The organism is Aeromonas oralensis (assembly GCF_049665575.1).
Classification (GTDB): domain Bacteria; phylum Pseudomonadota; class Gammaproteobacteria; order Enterobacterales; family Aeromonadaceae; genus Aeromonas; species Aeromonas hydrophila.
This window is the reverse complement of sequence record NZ_CP187186.1, coordinates 2111229-2126978: the sequence shown is the minus strand read 5'-3', so window position 1 is coordinate 2126978 and position 15750 is coordinate 2111229. Positions and strand designations below refer to the sequence as shown.

Below are 15750 nucleotides of genomic sequence, written 5' to 3'. Positions count from 1 at the left end.
TCCCGGCCTTCATTCAAATAAGGAAGCCCAGCGATGGCTTTAGGTTTTTTCAGAAAAAAAGGTGCCACGGTCGGAAAGGATCCCACGACCTCCCCGGTCTATGGAGGCATGGCAGACAAACAAACCAAATACGAAGCCTTGGTACATGCCCTGCACGGGGACATCTACCGCTACGCCTACTGGCTGTGCCGGGATCCGCAAGTGGCGGAAGATCTGGTGCAGGAGACCTTTCTGCGCGCCTGGAAGAGCATCGACTCCCTGCTCGACGACAAGGCCGCCAAGGCCTGGCTCATCACCATACTGCGGCGGGAAAATGCACGTCGGTTCGAGCGCAAGCAGTTTGACCTCGTCGATCTCGACGAACATCCCCAGAGCGATCAGGAGGCACTGCACAGCGAGCAGGAGATGGAGAACGAGTGGCTCAGACGTCACATCGCCCGCCTGCCGGCCGAATATCAGGAACCCCTGCTGCTGCAGGTGCTGGGGGGCTTTAGCGGCGACGAGATAGCTGCGCAGCTGGGGCTCAACAAGAACACCGTCATGACTCGCCTGTTTCGGGCCCGCAACCAGATAAAAGAGGCCATGGAGTCAACGACCCAACAGAGAGGACACACCAATGGATGAGCTGGAATTTCGCCGTCGGGCCATAGCCCATCCACATGAGCAGGATCCCGCGTTTCTCGAGCAGGCCCAGCGCTCCCCCGCCAACCGCAAGCACCTGGACGAGATGAAGCAGCTCGATCGCAGCCTGCAGCGAGCCATGGAGGTCGAGGTGCCGGCCGGGCTGGCCGAGCGCATCCTGCTCAGACAGGCGCTGGAAGCCGATCAGCCGCAGGTGGTTCCCCTGCCGGTGCGCCCGCGCAGCAACTGGCGTGCGCTGGCGATGGCTGCCTCGGTCGCCTTCCTGCTCGGCATGAGCACTCGCTGGCTGAGCTGGCCGCTGGCCGCTCCCGACGAGCTCTCGCTGGCCCAGGTCGCCATGGCCCACGTCTATGGCGAGGAGCCCTTCATCAAGGATGTGGACGAGCAGGTGAGCCTGCGCACCATCAACGCCAAGATGGAGAAATATGGCGCGACCTTGATGGGCATGCAGGGGCTGAAGATCACCTATGTCAACCACTGCTCCTTCTATCAGGGGCCGGCGCTGCACATGGTATTGCAGGGCAAGATGGGCCCGGTCACTCTGTTCCTGGTACCCAAGCACGTGCCACTCACCCTGCAGCCCACCTTTGAAGATGGCCAGCTCAAGGGCGAGATCCTGCAACTCAAGGGGGCCAACATGGTGCTGATCGGTGAGATGGAGGAGCCGCTGGCGCCGGTGGCAGAGCAGCTGGAATCCCGGCTGCACTGGTCGATTTAACAGGCATTAACCCAATCTTGACTCGCCTAGTAGCGGGTCAAGCCAACGGGCAGACCAATCAGGTTGGCTGCCCGTTTATCCCCTTTCCCATCACGATTCTCCCCTATTCGCCGCTCATTCCCCGCAAATACCCAAAAATATTTTTGTGATGCAGATCGCCGCACGTGAGTGTTTTTTGTCCAATAAATGGTAAAAGAGACTATTTAAGCGGCGAATTAAAACAAATGATTAACACTCCGGAAACTTTTATGTATTCTGCTGTCACTGGTCTGATTTCTTACCTCCTACCAGATCCATAGAATCACGCCAGAATTGAATGGGAAGAAGCTGAAATAACAACAGATCTTGTCACATACAGAGGCAAAATAGCCCTGATGCCGACGGAAAATCTGCCTACAAGAGAGAACACTATGACAACTGCCTTTTTCAAAAAGAGCCTGATCGCTGCCGCCGTCACCCTGGCCAGTACCCAAACCTTCGCCGCCGCGTTCCAATTGAACGAACACTCAGCCTCCGGCTTGGGTCGTGCGTATGCAGGGGAAGCCGCCGTGGCGGACAACGCCTCCGTGTTGTCCCGCAACCCGGCAGCCATGACCCAGTTTGACAAGATGGCGTTCTCTGTCTCCGGTACCTATATCAAGCCGGACGTGGATGTAAATGGTGACATCTATGCAGGCCCTGCCAAGATGGCCGGTGCCAGCGAAAGCGGCATCGCGCCGAGCGCTTTCGTGCCTGCCACCTACTTCATCCAGCCGCTGAACGACCAGTGGGCCTGGGGTATCGGCCTGTTCTCCAACTACGGTCTGTCGACCGAGTACACCGAGAACTTCAACGGTGGCTCCATTGCCGGCAACACCGAACTGCTCACCTTCAACATCAACCCGAACATCGCCTACCGCGTCAACCAGCACTTCAGCTTCGGCGCCGGTCTGAACCTGGTCTATGCCAAGGCTGAACTGAACCGCCGCGCCGGCGTGCTGGCCGCCGTGCCGCCGCTGAGCAGCGTACCGGGTATCGGCAAGGACACCATCGTCAGCCACCTGAAGGGTGACGACTGGGGTTACGGCTGGAACGTGGGCACCATGTATGAAGTGAACGAGAACAACCGCTTCGCGCTGACCTATCGCTCCCAGGTAGACCTGAAGTTCAAGGGTGACTATCAGGGCACCTCTTCCGGCTTCAAGACTGTCAGTGGCGAACTGCCGCTGGATCTGCCAGCCCAGGCCGAGTTCGCCGGTTACCACCGTCTGAACCAGCAGTTTGCCGTGCACTACTCCGTCAACTGGACCGACTGGAGCGCCTTCCAGGAGCTCAGGGCCACCAGCGGTCAGTGCAACAGCACCGACGGTGCCGGCGTCTGCCTCTACAAGCCGGAGAAGTTCAAGGACTCTACCCGTTACTCTCTGGGCGGCACCTGGTATGTCAACCCGTCCTGGGAAGCCCGTATCGGCTTTGCCTACGACAACACCCCGATCGAGCCGGAATACCGCAGCCTGAGCATCCCGGATTCCGACCGCGTATGGTATAGCGCTGGCGCCACCTACCACATCGACAAGGACATGAGCGTCGACTTCGGCATGGCCTATCTGGATGGCAAGAAAGTGGACGTCAACGAGAAGCTGGTCGAAAGCAACGAAGCCCTGCGCTGGAAAGGCACCTCCCACGGCAACGCCTTCCTCGCTTCCGCTCAGTTCAACATGAAATTCTGATAATCAGCAAATTGACCAGAGCGCCTGCGGGCGCTCTTTTTTTATCCAAAATTCCTGTTTCAGCGTACATCTGTAGTAAACAACTGTACGCTTTTCTTTTTTTATCAAGCTATTAGCAGCATATCCCCCAGCATTTAATCCCGTTTTCATCCGCTCGCCCCCACGCCAGTTGCCTTACTGGTCATACCATATAAAATCCTGCCTCCGACCATAAGAACGTTCGAACTCCAGGTTCATTTTCAAGGACAATGCAATGCACTCCATCATGAAGCCGTCTCTCATCGCCCTGCTGGTGCTGTCGAGCCAAGCCCAGGCGGCAGGTTTTCAGCTGGCCGAGCAATCCGCCACCGGCATGGGCCGCGCCTTCGCCGGCGAAGCCGCCATCGCCGACAATGCCAGCGTGCTCTCCCGCAACGCCGCCGCCATGACCCGTTTCGATACCATGGCCTTCTCCGGTGGCTTCATCTATGTGCACCCCGACGTCAACATCGAGGGCACCACCCGGGTGCCGACCCCCAAGGGGCCGGTCAGTCTGGATGCGGCGGCCCACGACATCGCCGATGATGCCTGGGTGCCCAACGCCTACCTCATAGTGCCGCTCAACGACCAGTGGCGCCTGGGGCTGGCTGCCACCTCCTATTACGGGCTCGGCGTCAAGATGCCGGACAACTACAATGCCGGTCACTTCGGCAATGTCTCCGACATCAAGACCGTGGATCTGGGTGCGTCACTGGCCTACCGCATCAACCGCGTCTGGTCCGTCGGCGCCGGCCTCTCCGCCATTCAGGGCGAAGGGGAAGTGGGTGGCACCTTCCCGTCCAACAACCAGATCGCCAAGCACCTGAAAGGGGATGGCTGGGCCATGGGCTGGAACGTGGGCACCCTGCTAGAGCTGTCGGAGGCAACCCGCATCGGCCTCTCCTACCGCCACGACGTCACCCTGAAGCTCTCCGGCGACGCCATCGGCATCGATCAGAACGGGCAGCCCTTCACCGATACCGGCAGCCTGGATCTGCCGCTGCCCGCCACCGCCGAGCTGGCCCTGTTCCATCAACTGACGCCGGCGCTGGCGCTGCATTCGAGCATCAACTGGACCAACTGGAGCAAGTTCGTGCAGCTGGAATCCGAGCTCGATCACCACGGAGTCATGCACATCAAGGACGAGCACTGGGAAGACAGCTGGCGCTACGCGCTGGGCCTGACCTACCAGCTGGCGCCGCAATGGCAGCTGCGCTCCGGCCTTGCCTATGACCGCAGCCCGGTCCCGGCGGATCGCCGCACCATCTCCATCCCCGACTCGGATCGGGTCTGGTACAGCGCCGGGGTGGGTTATCAGATCGATCGCAACCTTTCGCTGGATCTGGGGGTGACGCTGATCGACGGCAAGAAGGTGGACGTGAGCGAGACCATGCAGCTCAAACCCGGCATACCGCAAACCACCTCCACCTTCCAGGGCACTTCGGAAGGGGACGCCTGGCTGGCCGGTCTGCAGCTCAATTACCTGTTCTGACGCGGGCGGGCACCCTTGCCCGCCCATTCAAGCACTATGCCAGTTATTGACCGTTTCTGGCCTCCAAGCGCTGGCATAGTGGGCGGCTTCACAATAAAATCAATCCAGTACACACGCTGGAGAGATGCATGTATTCATACGTAGCAAGGCAGCCCATCCTGGATCGGGAATTGAAGACCCACGCCTATGAGCTGCTGTTTCGCGACAGTCTGGATAACGTGTTTCCTCCCATCTCTTCCCAGCAAGCCACCGCCAGACTGGTGGTCGAACAGTTCCTGCAACAGAACATCGATCAGCTGCTCGGCGGTCGCCCCTGCTTCATCAACTTCCCTCACTCCCTCCTGCTGGAAGGGCTGGCCGAATGCCTGCCGCCGGAGAAGGTGGTGATCGAGATCCTGGAAGATGCCGATCCCGACGATGCGCTGCTGGCCAAGGTGAAGCAGTTGCACGGGCTGGGCTATCAGCTCGCTCTCGATGACTTCACCATGTCGCCGGACTGGGAGCGCTTCCTCCCTTACATCCACATCATCAAGTTCGATCTGCGCGCCACGTCGCTGCTGCAGATCAAGGTGTTCATCCAGCAGCATCAGCAGCTCAAGCTCACCTATCTGGCGGAGAAGGTGGAAGACAAGGCGGAGTTTGAACGGGTCAAGCGCCTTGGCATTGACCTGTTCCAGGGCTTCTTCTTCAGCCGGCCCGAGATGGTCAAGCAGGCGACCATGGAGCCAGCCCAGGTGGTGGTGATGCAGCTGCTCAACGTGGTCAACCAGCCCGAACCCGACCTCAACCGCATCGAACAGCTGCTGAGTCAGGACATCTCCCTGTCCCTCAAGCTGCTGCGTTACGTCAACCACCTCAAGAGCCACGCCAACCCCATCTCCTCCTTTCGCCAAGCCGCCGTCTATCTCGGCCACACCCAGCTCAAACGCTTCGTGACCCTGGTGGCAGCCACCAGCGCCGGCCACGGCAAGAGTGCCGAGCTCTATCAGATGTCGATGATCCGGGCCCGTTTCTGCGAGCTGCTGGCCCATACCCATGCACCAACTCAGGAAGCCCAGCAAGCCTTCATCACCGGCCTCTTCTCCCTGCTTGATGTGTTGATGGAACAGCCGATGGACAAGCTGCTCGGCACCATTCCACTGATCGAGGAGATCCGGGTCGCCCTGCTGGAACGCAAAGGCAACCTGGGGTTCTATCTGTCGTTTTGCGAAGATTACGAGAATGCGAACTGGCAGCGGATCACTGCCAGAACAGCCCGGCTCGGGCTCAATGAAGAGAAGGTCAGCCAGCTCTATCTGACCGCCACCGCATGGGTCAACCAGCAACTCCAGGCGATGGCGGAGACAGATTAACCCAGCTCGATGGCGACCGCCGTCGCCTCCCCGCCTCCGATGCACAAACTGGCCACCCCGCGTTTGAGGCCGCGCTCGCGCAGAGCATGGATCAGGGTCACCAGGATCCTGGCGCCACTCGCCCCCAGCGGATGACCGAGCGCGCAGGCGCCACCGTTCACATTGACCTTGTCATGGGGCAGCTGGCAACCGGCCATCGCCAGCAGGCTGACCATGGCAAACGCCTCGTTGACCTCGAACAGATCCACTTCCTCCACCCGCCAACCCACCTTGGCCAGCAGGCCCTTGATGGCCCCGATCGGCGCGCTGGTAAACTCGGCGGGCAGGGCCGCGTGGCTCTGATAACCCACCAGTCGCGCCAGCACCGGCAGCCCCAGCTGCGCGGCAGTGTCGGAACGCATCAGGATCAGCGCCGCCGCCCCATCCGAAATGGAGCTGGCATTGGCTGCCGTGATGGTGCCCGTCTTGCTGAAGGCCGGCTTGAGCTGGGGGATCTTTTCGGGCCTGGCCTTGGCAGGCTGCTCATCCTCGGCCAGCAGCAGGGTATCTCCGGCCCTCACCGGCGCCAGCTCCGCCGCAAAGGCCCCGCTGCGCTGGGCCGCCAGCGCCCGCTCCAGCGATGCGATGGCAAAGGCATCCATATCGGCACGGGTCAACCCGGCGCGATCGGCGCTCAGCTGGGCATAATGCCCCATCAGCTGACCTTCGTAGGCATCCTGCAGTCCGTCGAGGAACATGTGATCGAGCACGCTCTGGTGCCCCATCCGAAAACCGCTGCGCGCCTTGTCGAGCAGATAGGGGGCGCGGCTCATGCTCTCCATCCCGCCGGCGATCACCACGTTCGTATCGCCGAGCCGCAACCCATCGGCCGCCAGCATCACCGCCTTCATGCCGGAACCGCACACCTTGTTGACCGTGGTGCAGGGGATGCTGTCCGGCAAGCCTGCCTTCAGTACCGCCTGGCGGGCGGGTGCTTGGCCAACCCCGGCACTCAGCACGTTGCCCAGATAGGCTTCATCGATCTGCTCCCCCTTGAGCCCAGCTTCTGCCATGGCCGCGGCAATGGCACAGGCGCCCAGCTCGGGAGCCGTCAGGTTGGCCAGGGCCCCCTGGAAGGCCCCCATGGGGGTACGTTTGGCCGCAACTATCACGATATCCATCAATTGCACTCTCCTTGTTACATTGGAATAACATATGCTGCCACCGCTGAGGGAACAAGACTTGCGGGGCAGTTGACGTTTGGGTAAGGTGCCAGCCAGGATTGACAGCCAAGATAGCGCCATGAACCGAACCAAGGATGACACGCGGACCTACAGCATCAGCGAACTGGCCCGTGAATTTGATGTTACGACCCGAAGTATTCGTTTTTATGAAGATCAGGGACTTTTGAATCCTGCCCGGCAGGGACAGACCCGGATCTACAGTCGGCAGGACAGAGTGCGGCTCAAGCTGACCCTGCGCGGCAAGCGACTGGGCTTCAGCCTGGCGGATATCCGCGATCTGTTCGATCTCTACGATGCGGACAAGAGCAGCCGTACCCAGCTGCAGACCATGCTGGGGCTGGTGGCCGACAAACGGGAGACCCTGCAGCAGCAGCTCGAAGACATCAAGATGGTGCTGCTGGAGCTGGACGCCGCCGAGCAGCGCTGCCAGCAGGCACTCGCTCAGCTCGGCTGATGCTCACAACAACAAGCATAAAGAAAGGGGCCCGCGGGCCCCTTGTTCATTGCAGCTGGATTATTTGTTCCAGCGGTCCGGATCGTAATCCGGGCTGTAGCGGTCGACGATGACGGCGCAGGCCGCATCACCGGTGATGTTGAGGGCGGTACGGATCATGTCGAACAAACGATCCAGCGCAAACAACAGCGGCAGCCCCTCGATGGGGATCCCGGCTGCCAGCAGCACGGCGACCACCAGGAAGCTCGGGCCCGGCACGCCGGCCTGGCCGATGGCCCCCAGGGTGGCGGTCACTATGATGGCGGCCCAGGCCCCCATGGAGAGATCGATCTGATAGACCTGGGCGAAGAAGATGGCGACCAGACCGTAATAGATGGCGTTGCCGCTCATGTTGATGGTGGCGCCCAGCGGCAGCACGAAGGAAGCCGTGGCATTGGTCACCTTCAGCTCCTCCTCGCAGGTCTCCATGTTGACCGGCAGGGTCGCCATGGAAGAGGCGGTGGAGAAAGCGACAATCTGCGGTTTCTTCATGGCAGACAGATACTTGCGTACCGGCGTGTTGGAGAACAGCACGATCAGCAGCGGATAGACCACGAAGCCGAAGATCAGGATGGCGGCCAGATAGACCACGAACAGCTTGAGCACCAGGGTCAGCACGTCGAAACCGTAGGTACCGATGGCATCGGCCATCAGGCCAAACACGCCGAGCGGCGCGATCAGCATTACCTTGTTGATCATCCAGACGAAGGCATCCACCAGGGTGTTGAGGCCGTCCACCAGGGGTTTGGCCCGCTCGCGGGGTTGCTTGGCCAGGGCGATGCCGAGGAACATGCAGAACACCAGGATCTGCAGGATGTTGGCTTCGTTGAGCGACTGGAAGACGTTGGTCGGGATCATCCCGAGCAGGGTGGCGACCGCATCGGGCAGCGCCCCCTTGTCGGCATAGTCACCGGAGAACATGGAGGCCATGGAGCCGAACTCGACCCCGACGCCGGGCTTGAAGATCTGCCCCATCACCAGGGCCAGCAGTACCGCCAGCGCCGAGGTACCGAGGAAGAAGGCCAGCGTGGTGACGCCAATCTTGCCAGCAGCCGGGCTGGCGCCGAGGTTGGCCGCCCCCGACAGAATGGCGACCGCCACCAGCGGGATCACCAGCATCTTGATCAGCTGGATGAAGAGAGTGCCGAGCGGCGCAAACACGGTGGCTTGTTCACCCATGAACGCCCCCACCAGTGCCCCCAGCACCATGGCGACCACGACCTGGAAGCCAACGTTCTTAATGAGTCCTTTTGTTAACACAGAATGTTCCTTTAAGTAGCAAATATTCGCACTTTCCCAGTGCAATCAACCAAACAGGGGATGAACCGCTGTCCATTCCCCTGAGCGCGCGCTTTATCTCATATTTATGCGCTGTTTTAAATCGTCAAATCGTTAACGGGAGTTATTGATGAGTTTGCAACAAAGTAAAGATTCAAAAGGCTCACGGCGATTTTTCACGCTTTATTCATGACAACTGGCAAAAGATTGTGCTACTTTGGCTGGGCAAACGTGCATACAGGGATGAAAACATGCTGAAAGTTAACGAGTATTTTGATGGAAATGTAAAATCCATCGGTTTCGAGCAAAAAGGCGACAAAGCCACCGTGGGTGTGATGGAAGCTGGTGACTACCAGTTCAATACCGCCGCCCCCGAGCGGATGACGGTAGTCAAGGGTGCGCTCACCATCCAGCTGGCCGACGAAGACGAATGGCACACCTATGAGCAGGGTCAATCCTTCGACGTGGCCGGCCACTCCTCCTTCAAGCTGGAAGTGAAAACCCCCACCGCCTATTTGTGCGAGTTTCTCGATTAAACCGCCGGCAACCCTTGCCTGAGAACACGCAAAAAGGAGCAGCCCCCGGGCCGCTCCTTCTTTTTCCGCGCAAACTGCCCTCTTCTTTGCAGCCCATCCTTGCTTTCATTTGCGTGCCGCCATCACACCCCTCGGTTTTCCCGCTTTCCATCGACTACAAAAAATTTACAATATTTAGACGAAACCCATAATCGGAGTGGTGTCATGATCAGTGTCTTCGACCTGTTTTCCATCGGGATCGGTCCCTCTTCTTCTCATACCGTGGGGCCGATGCGCGCCTCCTACGCCTTTGTCAACGCGCTCAAGCAACAGGGAGTGCTGTCCAGCACCCAACGGGTAGAAGTGGAGTGCTACGGCTCGCTCGGCCAGACAGGCAAGGGCCATGGCACCGGCAAGGCCATCATCCTGGGACTGGCCGGTTTCGAACCCGAGTCGGTGGACATCGAAGCCATCCCCGCCTTTTTGACCGAGGTGGAGCGCAGCCAGTCGCTGCTGCTGGCGGGTGAACAACCGAGCCAGTTTGCCCGCAGCGGCGCCATCATCTTCAACCGGCGCAAGACCCTGCCCGCCCACTCCAACGGCATGACCCTGCGCGCCTTTGCCGGGGAACAACTGCTGTTTAGCCAGACCTACTACTCCATCGGCGGCGGTTTCATCATCGAGGAGAGCCACTTCGCCAACGCCAAGGAGGAGGCCGCCCGCTTCGATGCCGCCCACCCCATTCCCTACCCGTTCGAAAGCGGCGCCCAGTTGCTGGCCCACTGTCAGGAGAGCGGACTCTCCATCTCCGGCGTGATGCTGGCCAACGAGAAGGTGTTTCGCACCGAAGCCGAGATCAAGGCGGGCCTGCGCAAGATCTGGCAGGCCATGCAGGGCTGTGTCGAGCGTGGCTGTCGCAGCGAAGGGGTTCTGCCCGGCGGCCTCAAGGTGAAACGGCGAGCCCCGGCGCTCTATCGTCAGCTCAGCTGCGAGACCAATTTCAACAAGGATCCGCTGATGGTGATGGAGTGGGTGGATCTGTTCGCGCTGGCCGTCAACGAGGAGAACGCCGCCGGCGGCCGGGTGGTGACCGCCCCCACCAACGGCGCAGCCGGCATCATCCCCGCCGTGCTGCACTACTACGATCGCTTCGTGCGCAAGGTGGATGACGAGCTGCTGCTGAGCTACTTCCTCGCCGCCGCCGCCATCGGCATCCTCTACAAGAAGAACGCATCGCTCTCCGGCGCCGAGGTGGGCTGCCAGGGCGAGGTGGGCGTCGCCTGCTCCATGGCGGCGGGGGCGCTGACCGAGATCCTGGGCGGCAGCCCGGCGATTGTCGAAAACGCCGCAGAGATCGGCATGGAACACAACCTGGGGCTCACCTGCGATCCGGTGGGTGGCCAGGTGCAGGTGCCCTGCATCGAGCGCAATGCCATGGGGGCGGTCAAGGCGATCAACGCCGCGCGCCTGGCCCTGCGCGGTACCGGCGAGCACAAGGTGTCGCTGGACAAGGTGATCAAGACCATGTGGGAAACCGGCAACGACATGAAGACCAAATACAAGGAAACCGCCCGCGGTGGCCTGGCGGTTAACATCACCGAGTGTTAAAAATCGGTAACTTGCTCCATTTGGTTCCTAAATACCCGGCATTGTCGGGTATTTTTATGGGCAAACGCTTAACAAAATGGATAAGCATCAAAATAAATTTTATACTCGCCCGCTCTGATTCAACAAAAATAGATCTATTTCAACTTTTTTTGGGCTTTGAGCCGTTACACTGTGGTTATCTGGTTCATTGACCTCGGCGACGACGCCCTCGTCCCATGGATCACCCCGTTTCTGCGAGTGGGCATGGCGCCCCCTTCTATCCTGAGGTAATTGTTACATGATCAGCGTTTTTGATATCTTCAAAATCGGTGTTGGCCCCTCCTCTTCCCACACTGTCGGCCCGATGAAAGCAGCCAAACAGTTCGTGGATGAACTGCGTGCAGGCGGCAAGATCCGTGACATCACCCGGATCCAGGTCGATGTCTACGGCTCACTCTCCTGGACCGGCAAAGGTCACCACACCGATACCGCTATCATCATGGGTCTGGCGGGCAACCTGCCGGAAAATGTCGACATCGACGGCATCCCCGAGTTCATCTCCCGCGTCGAGCAGACCGGTCGTCTGCCCATCGGCCTGCACTGCCATACCGTCAGCTTCCCGCGCGACGCCATGGTGTTCCATGACGAAGCCCTGCCGCTGCATGAAAACGGCATGAAGCTGACCGCCTTCATCGAAGACGCTGCCGTCTACAGCAAGACCTACTACTCCATCGGCGGTGGCTTCATCGTTGACGAAGAGAACTTCGGCAAGGCCGACAGCGGCGACATGTCCGTCAGCTACCCGTTCAAGAGCGCGGCCGAGCTTATCGCCCACTGCAGCCAGACCGGCCTCTCCATCTCCGCCCTGATGATGGAAAACGAGAAGTGCTTCAACACCCCGGAAGAGATCTACAAGAAGCTTGGCAAGATCTGGACCACCATGCGTGAAGGGATCGAGCGCGGCTGCCGCACCGAAGGCGTTCTCGCCGGTCCGCTGCGCGTACCGCGCCGCGCCGCACCGCTCTATCGTCAGCTGACCACCAACGAGAACCTCTCCAACGATCCGATGAACATCGTGGACTGGGTCAACATGTTCGCCCTGGCGGTGAGTGAAGAGAACGCGGCCGGTGGCCGTGTGGTGACCGCGCCGACCAACGGCGCCGCCGGCATCATCCCGGCCGTGCTGGCCTACTACGACAAGTTCATCCAGCCGGTTGGCCGCGATGACTACACCCGCTTCTATCTGGCTGCGGCTGCCGTCGGCATGCTCTACAAGATGAACGCCTCCATCTCCGGCGCCGAAGTGGGCTGTCAGGGTGAAGTGGGCGTCTCCTGCTCCATGGCCGCCGCCGGCCTGACCGAGTTGATGGGCGGCAGCCCGGAGCACGTCTGTGAAGCCGCCGAGATCGGCATGGAACACAACCTGGGTCTGACCTGTGACCCGGTCGCCGGTCAGGTGCAGGTGCCCTGCATCGAGCGCAACGCCATCGCCGCCATGAAGGCGGTCAACGCCTCCCGCATGGCGCTGCGTCGCACCTCCAAGCCGCGCGTCTCGCTGGACAAGGTGATCGAGACCATGTACATCACCGGCAAGGACATGGACTCCAAGTACCGTGAAACTTCCCGCGGTGGCCTGGCCATCAAGGTGATGCAAGTCGCCTGCGAATAAGTCGGCGTGGCAACAATAAAAACGGCGGGAATTCCCGCCGTTTTTATTGCCTGTCGTTTGGATATTGTGCCCCGTCTCGTCCGGCGAGTCCGCCGCCTCCGATCGTTATTCCCACGCTGACGGCTTGCCCCCGGCGACAAATCCGGCGGCACCATTATCGATTATTCCAGGATACGATCGGCCAGGGTGCCCACCGCCACCACGAAATAGTGGGAGCGATTCCAGTCGCGCAGCACCCGATAATTGGGATAGGCGAGATAAGCAGCCCCACCCTCCCCATCGGGCTGCACCAGCGAGGCTTGCAGCGACGCCCGCGGCAAGTCTGTCCCTTCTGCTTTGCACACTCCGAGGGCCTGCCATGCCGACAGCCCCGGGTCTCTTCCAGCCCGACCAGCGCAGGATCCAGCCCTGCCGGCACCCTCACCCGACGACCCCAGGTTTCATCCCCGTGCCAGCCGTTCTGATGCAGATAATTGGCTGCCGAACCAAACACATCCGCCAGATTCCCCCACAGATCCTGCTTCCCGTCCCCGTCCTGATCGACCGCATATTTGAGATAGGACGAGGGCATGAACTGCACCTGCCCCATGGCGCCGGCCCAGGACCCCTTGAGATCGGCTGGCGCCATTTTCTGCTGTTCCAGAATGCGCAGGGCGTCGAACAACTGCCCCTTGAAGAAGGCTTCACGGCGCCCCTCCCAGGCCAGGGTCGCCAGCGACGATACCAGCGGATATTTGCCGGTCAATTTGCCGAAATTGGTTTCAATGCCCCACAGGGCGACAATAAAACGCGGTTGCACATCATATTCCGCCCCTATTTTTGTGAGCAGCGGCAAATACTGACGATATAGCCGTTTGGCTTGATTGACTTTCCATTGCCGCACGGCGTGAGGAATATAAGTGGCGAGGGTCTGTTTAAATTCCAGCTGATTTTTATCGTGCCGAATGGCGACCTCAATGAGGTGAATATCGGCGAAGGCGGTGGTGACCGTCGCCGGCGAGATCCCGGCGGCCAGGGCCTCTTGTTTGAGACCCGTCACATAATGTTCAAAATCGGGGCTGGCCTGCAGCGGGTAACTGGCGATCCCGCTTATCAATAACAGAGCCAGCCGACCCTTCATTCCCGTTCGGCCTTTAATTGGGCCTTGTGTTGTTCCAGCAGGTTTTCCGGTGGCGGTGGCACCTGCAGATAGAAGCCCTGGCTCTGCAGCGACTCCATCACCCGGCTGGTGGAGGCGATCCCCAAGGGCTTGGCTGGGTCCAGTTTGGTCATCAATACCAGTTCGGGACGGCCGAATGCACTCATCAGCACCTCGGGTACGCGGGAAAAATCCTCTCTTCTTTCAACAAAAAGATAGGTCTCGGCTTTTTTGCGACTTTTATAGACTGCACACAACATGGAAATTGATATAATCCAACCGGTTTATTGCCTCTGAGGATGGCAAACTATAACATCGGGAATTGAATAACAATAACGGATTACCGTCTCTGTCTCGGGGAAGATTCATGGTTGAGCGCGATAACGAATTGAAAGGGACCACCTTCACTATTTCTGTGTTGCATATCAGCGATGGCAAACCTGAGCGGATCCGCCAGTTGCTGGCGGCCAAAGTGGCTCAGGCGCCCCAGTTTTTTAATTGTGCCCCCCTCGTCATCAATGTGGAACGGCTCACCGATATCCCCGACTTCGAACAGCTCAAGGAGCTGGTGGAATCGGAAGACTTCGTGCTGGTCGGGATCACGGGGGCTCAGAGCGAGGCGATGAAGACGGCGGCCAAGGCGGCCCGGACTGGCGGTGATGGCCTCCGGCAAGAGCCGCAAGGCCGAGCCGCAACCCCAGCCAGAGCCAGCTCCGGCCCCCATCGTCGAGGTAAAAGCCGTGCCGGCTCCGCTGGTAGCGAGCAAGGTACATGTGGGCCCGGTGCGATCCGGCCAGCAGCTCTATGCCGCTGGCACTTCGCTGGTGGTGCTGGGCTCGGTCAGTCCAGGTGCCGAAGTGATCGCCGACGACAGTATTCATATTTATGGCACTCTGCGCGGCAGGGCCATTGCCGGTGCCAAGGGTAACCCCCAGGCACGGATCTATTGCCAGCAATTGCAGGCCGAGCTGCTCTCCATCGCAGGCACATTCCAGCTGAGCGATGCATTGCCGGCCGGCCTCATCCAGCAGCCGGTTCATGTCCGGCTGGATAACGAACAACTCCGTATAGACCGTATCAAATAGAGTTACAAGGAAGCGAGAATGGCGCGAATCATAGTCGTTACATCGGGTAAAGGTGGCGTTGGCAAGACCACAACCAGCGCGGCCCTGAGTACCGGTTTAGCTCAGCGTGGCCACAAGACCGTGGTCATCGATTTTGACATTGGTCTGAGAAATCTGGACCTTATCATGGGCTGCGAACGGCGCGTGGTGTATGACTTCGTCAATGTCATCAATGGCGAGGCCAACCTCAACCAGGCCCTCATCAAGGACAAGCGCTGCGAAAATCTGTTCATCCTGCCCGCCTCCCAGACCCGGGACAAGGACGCCCTCACCCGTGAAGGGGTCGAGAAGATCCTGGATCAGCTGACCGAGATGAAGTTCGACTACATCGTCTGCGACTCCCCGGCGGGGATCGAAGCGGGTGCCCTGATGGCGCTCTACTTCGCCGACGAGGCCATCGTCACCACCAACCCGGAAGTCTCGTCCGTGCGCGACTCGGACCGCATCCTCGGTATCCTGGCCTCCAAGTCCCGCCGCGCCGAGCGTGGCGAAGACCCTATCAAGGAACACCTGCTGCTCACCCGCTACTGCCCGACCCGCGTCAACCGTGGCGACATGCTGAGCGTGCAGGACGTACAGGAGATCCTGGCCATCAAACTGCTCGGGGTGATCCCGGAGTCCCAGGCGGTGCTGCGTGCCTCCAACTCGGGGGAGCCCGTCATCCTGGACAAGGAGTCCGATGCCGGTCAGGCCTATGAGGATGCCGTTGCCCGTCTGCTGGGCGACACCAAGGATTTTCGTTTTCTGGAAGAAGAAAAGAAGGGCTTCTTTAGCCGACTGTTCGGGAGTTAA

The 15750-nt window shown here is 59.9% G+C and carries 13 protein-coding genes and 2 pseudogenes; 11 read left to right on the top strand and 4 right to left on the bottom strand.

Annotated features, from left to right (window positions below; translation table 11 throughout):
• The first annotated feature begins 33 nt into the window (after positions 1 to 33).
• The 5 genes from ACPDZI_RS10085 to ACPDZI_RS10065 all read left to right on the top strand — a co-directional run bounded on the left by ACPDZI_RS10085 (position 34) and on the right by ACPDZI_RS10065 (position 5931).
• Positions 34 to 624 carry a sigma-70 family RNA polymerase sigma factor gene (locus ACPDZI_RS10085; protein WP_017408325.1) on the top strand — a complete coding sequence of 197 codons (591 nt, stop codon included), beginning with the start codon at positions 34 to 36 and terminating at the stop codon, positions 622 to 624.
• Positions 617 to 1360 (top strand): DUF3379 domain-containing protein, encoded by a 744-nt coding sequence (locus tag ACPDZI_RS10080; RefSeq protein ID WP_011706005.1) that lies wholly within the window; start codon positions 617 to 619, stop codon positions 1358 to 1360. Before ACPDZI_RS10085 ends, ACPDZI_RS10080 begins: the two co-directional genes overlap by 8 nt.
• Positions 1361 to 1770: 410 nt before the next feature.
• The gene (locus ACPDZI_RS10075; protein ID WP_076360689.1) at positions 1771 to 3069 is read left to right on the top strand and encodes an outer membrane protein transport protein; all 1299 of its coding nucleotides are present in this window, start codon (positions 1771 to 1773) and stop codon (positions 3067 to 3069) included.
• 253 nt (positions 3070 to 3322) lie between these two features.
• Positions 3323 to 4579 (top strand): OmpP1/FadL family transporter, encoded by a 1257-nt coding sequence (locus ACPDZI_RS10070; RefSeq protein WP_408755200.1) that lies wholly within the window; start codon positions 3323 to 3325, stop codon positions 4577 to 4579.
• Positions 4580 to 4707: 128 nt separating this feature from the next.
• The gene (locus ACPDZI_RS10065; RefSeq protein ID WP_076360687.1) at positions 4708 to 5931 is read left to right on the top strand and encodes an EAL and HDOD domain-containing protein; all 1224 of its coding nucleotides are present in this window, start codon (positions 4708 to 4710) and stop codon (positions 5929 to 5931) included.
• Here the strand turns inward: ACPDZI_RS10065 and ACPDZI_RS10060 are convergent.
• The gene (locus ACPDZI_RS10060) at positions 5928 to 7091 is read right to left on the bottom strand and encodes a thiolase family protein (RefSeq protein ID WP_135319801.1); all 1164 of its coding nucleotides are present in this window, start codon (positions 7089 to 7091) and stop codon (positions 5928 to 5930) included. The genes ACPDZI_RS10065 and ACPDZI_RS10060 overlap by 4 nt on opposite strands.
• Positions 7092 to 7212: 121 nt before the next feature.
• Here ACPDZI_RS10060 and ACPDZI_RS10055 point away from each other — a divergent pair, with 121 nt between their 5' ends.
• Positions 7213 to 7608, top strand: a complete 396-nt coding sequence (locus ACPDZI_RS10055; RefSeq protein WP_016350830.1) for a MerR family transcriptional regulator — start codon at positions 7213 to 7215, stop codon at positions 7606 to 7608.
• Between the two features lie 60 nt (positions 7609 to 7668).
• Here ACPDZI_RS10055 and ACPDZI_RS10050 read toward each other — a convergent pair whose 3' ends face one another.
• A complete protein-coding gene (locus ACPDZI_RS10050) occupies positions 7669 to 8907 on the bottom strand; it encodes a dicarboxylate/amino acid:cation symporter (RefSeq protein WP_024941711.1) in 1239 nt (412 codons plus the stop codon).
• Positions 8908 to 9176: 269 nt separating this feature from the next.
• Here ACPDZI_RS10050 and ACPDZI_RS10045 point away from each other — a divergent pair, with 269 nt between their 5' ends.
• The 3 genes from ACPDZI_RS10045 to ACPDZI_RS10035 all read left to right on the top strand — a co-directional run bounded on the left by ACPDZI_RS10045 (position 9177) and on the right by ACPDZI_RS10035 (position 12696).
• The gene (locus tag ACPDZI_RS10045) at positions 9177 to 9461 is read left to right on the top strand and encodes a pyrimidine/purine nucleoside phosphorylase (protein ID WP_026080125.1); all 285 of its coding nucleotides are present in this window, start codon (positions 9177 to 9179) and stop codon (positions 9459 to 9461) included.
• A gap of 204 nt (positions 9462 to 9665) precedes the next feature.
• Positions 9666 to 11048, top strand: coding sequence for an L-serine ammonia-lyase (locus tag ACPDZI_RS10040; RefSeq protein ID WP_244089825.1), 1383 nt, complete (start codon positions 9666 to 9668; stop codon positions 11046 to 11048).
• Between the two features lie 277 nt (positions 11049 to 11325).
• The gene (locus ACPDZI_RS10035; protein WP_011705996.1) at positions 11326 to 12696 is read left to right on the top strand and encodes an L-serine ammonia-lyase; all 1371 of its coding nucleotides are present in this window, start codon (positions 11326 to 11328) and stop codon (positions 12694 to 12696) included.
• Between the two features lie 161 nt (positions 12697 to 12857).
• Here the strand turns inward: ACPDZI_RS10035 and ACPDZI_RS10030 are convergent.
• Positions 12858 to 13816, bottom strand: a pseudogene (locus ACPDZI_RS10030) (lytic murein transglycosylase).
• A complete protein-coding gene (locus ACPDZI_RS10025) occupies positions 13813 to 14094 on the bottom strand; it encodes a YcgL domain-containing protein (protein WP_438834455.1) in 282 nt (93 codons plus the stop codon). The pseudogene ACPDZI_RS10030 and the gene ACPDZI_RS10025 overlap by 4 nt, the downstream one beginning before the upstream one ends.
• A gap of 107 nt (positions 14095 to 14201) precedes the next feature.
• On the opposite strand from ACPDZI_RS10025, the pseudogene minC reads away from it, so the two are divergent.
• Together minC and minD are read left to right on the top strand one after the other, a co-directional pair.
• A pseudogene (gene minC, locus ACPDZI_RS10020) lies at positions 14202 to 14919 on the top strand (septum site-determining protein MinC).
• Between the two features lie 18 nt (positions 14920 to 14937).
• Positions 14938 to 15750 (top strand): septum site-determining protein MinD, encoded by an 813-nt coding sequence (minD, locus tag ACPDZI_RS10015; protein ID WP_011705992.1) that lies wholly within the window; start codon positions 14938 to 14940, stop codon positions 15748 to 15750.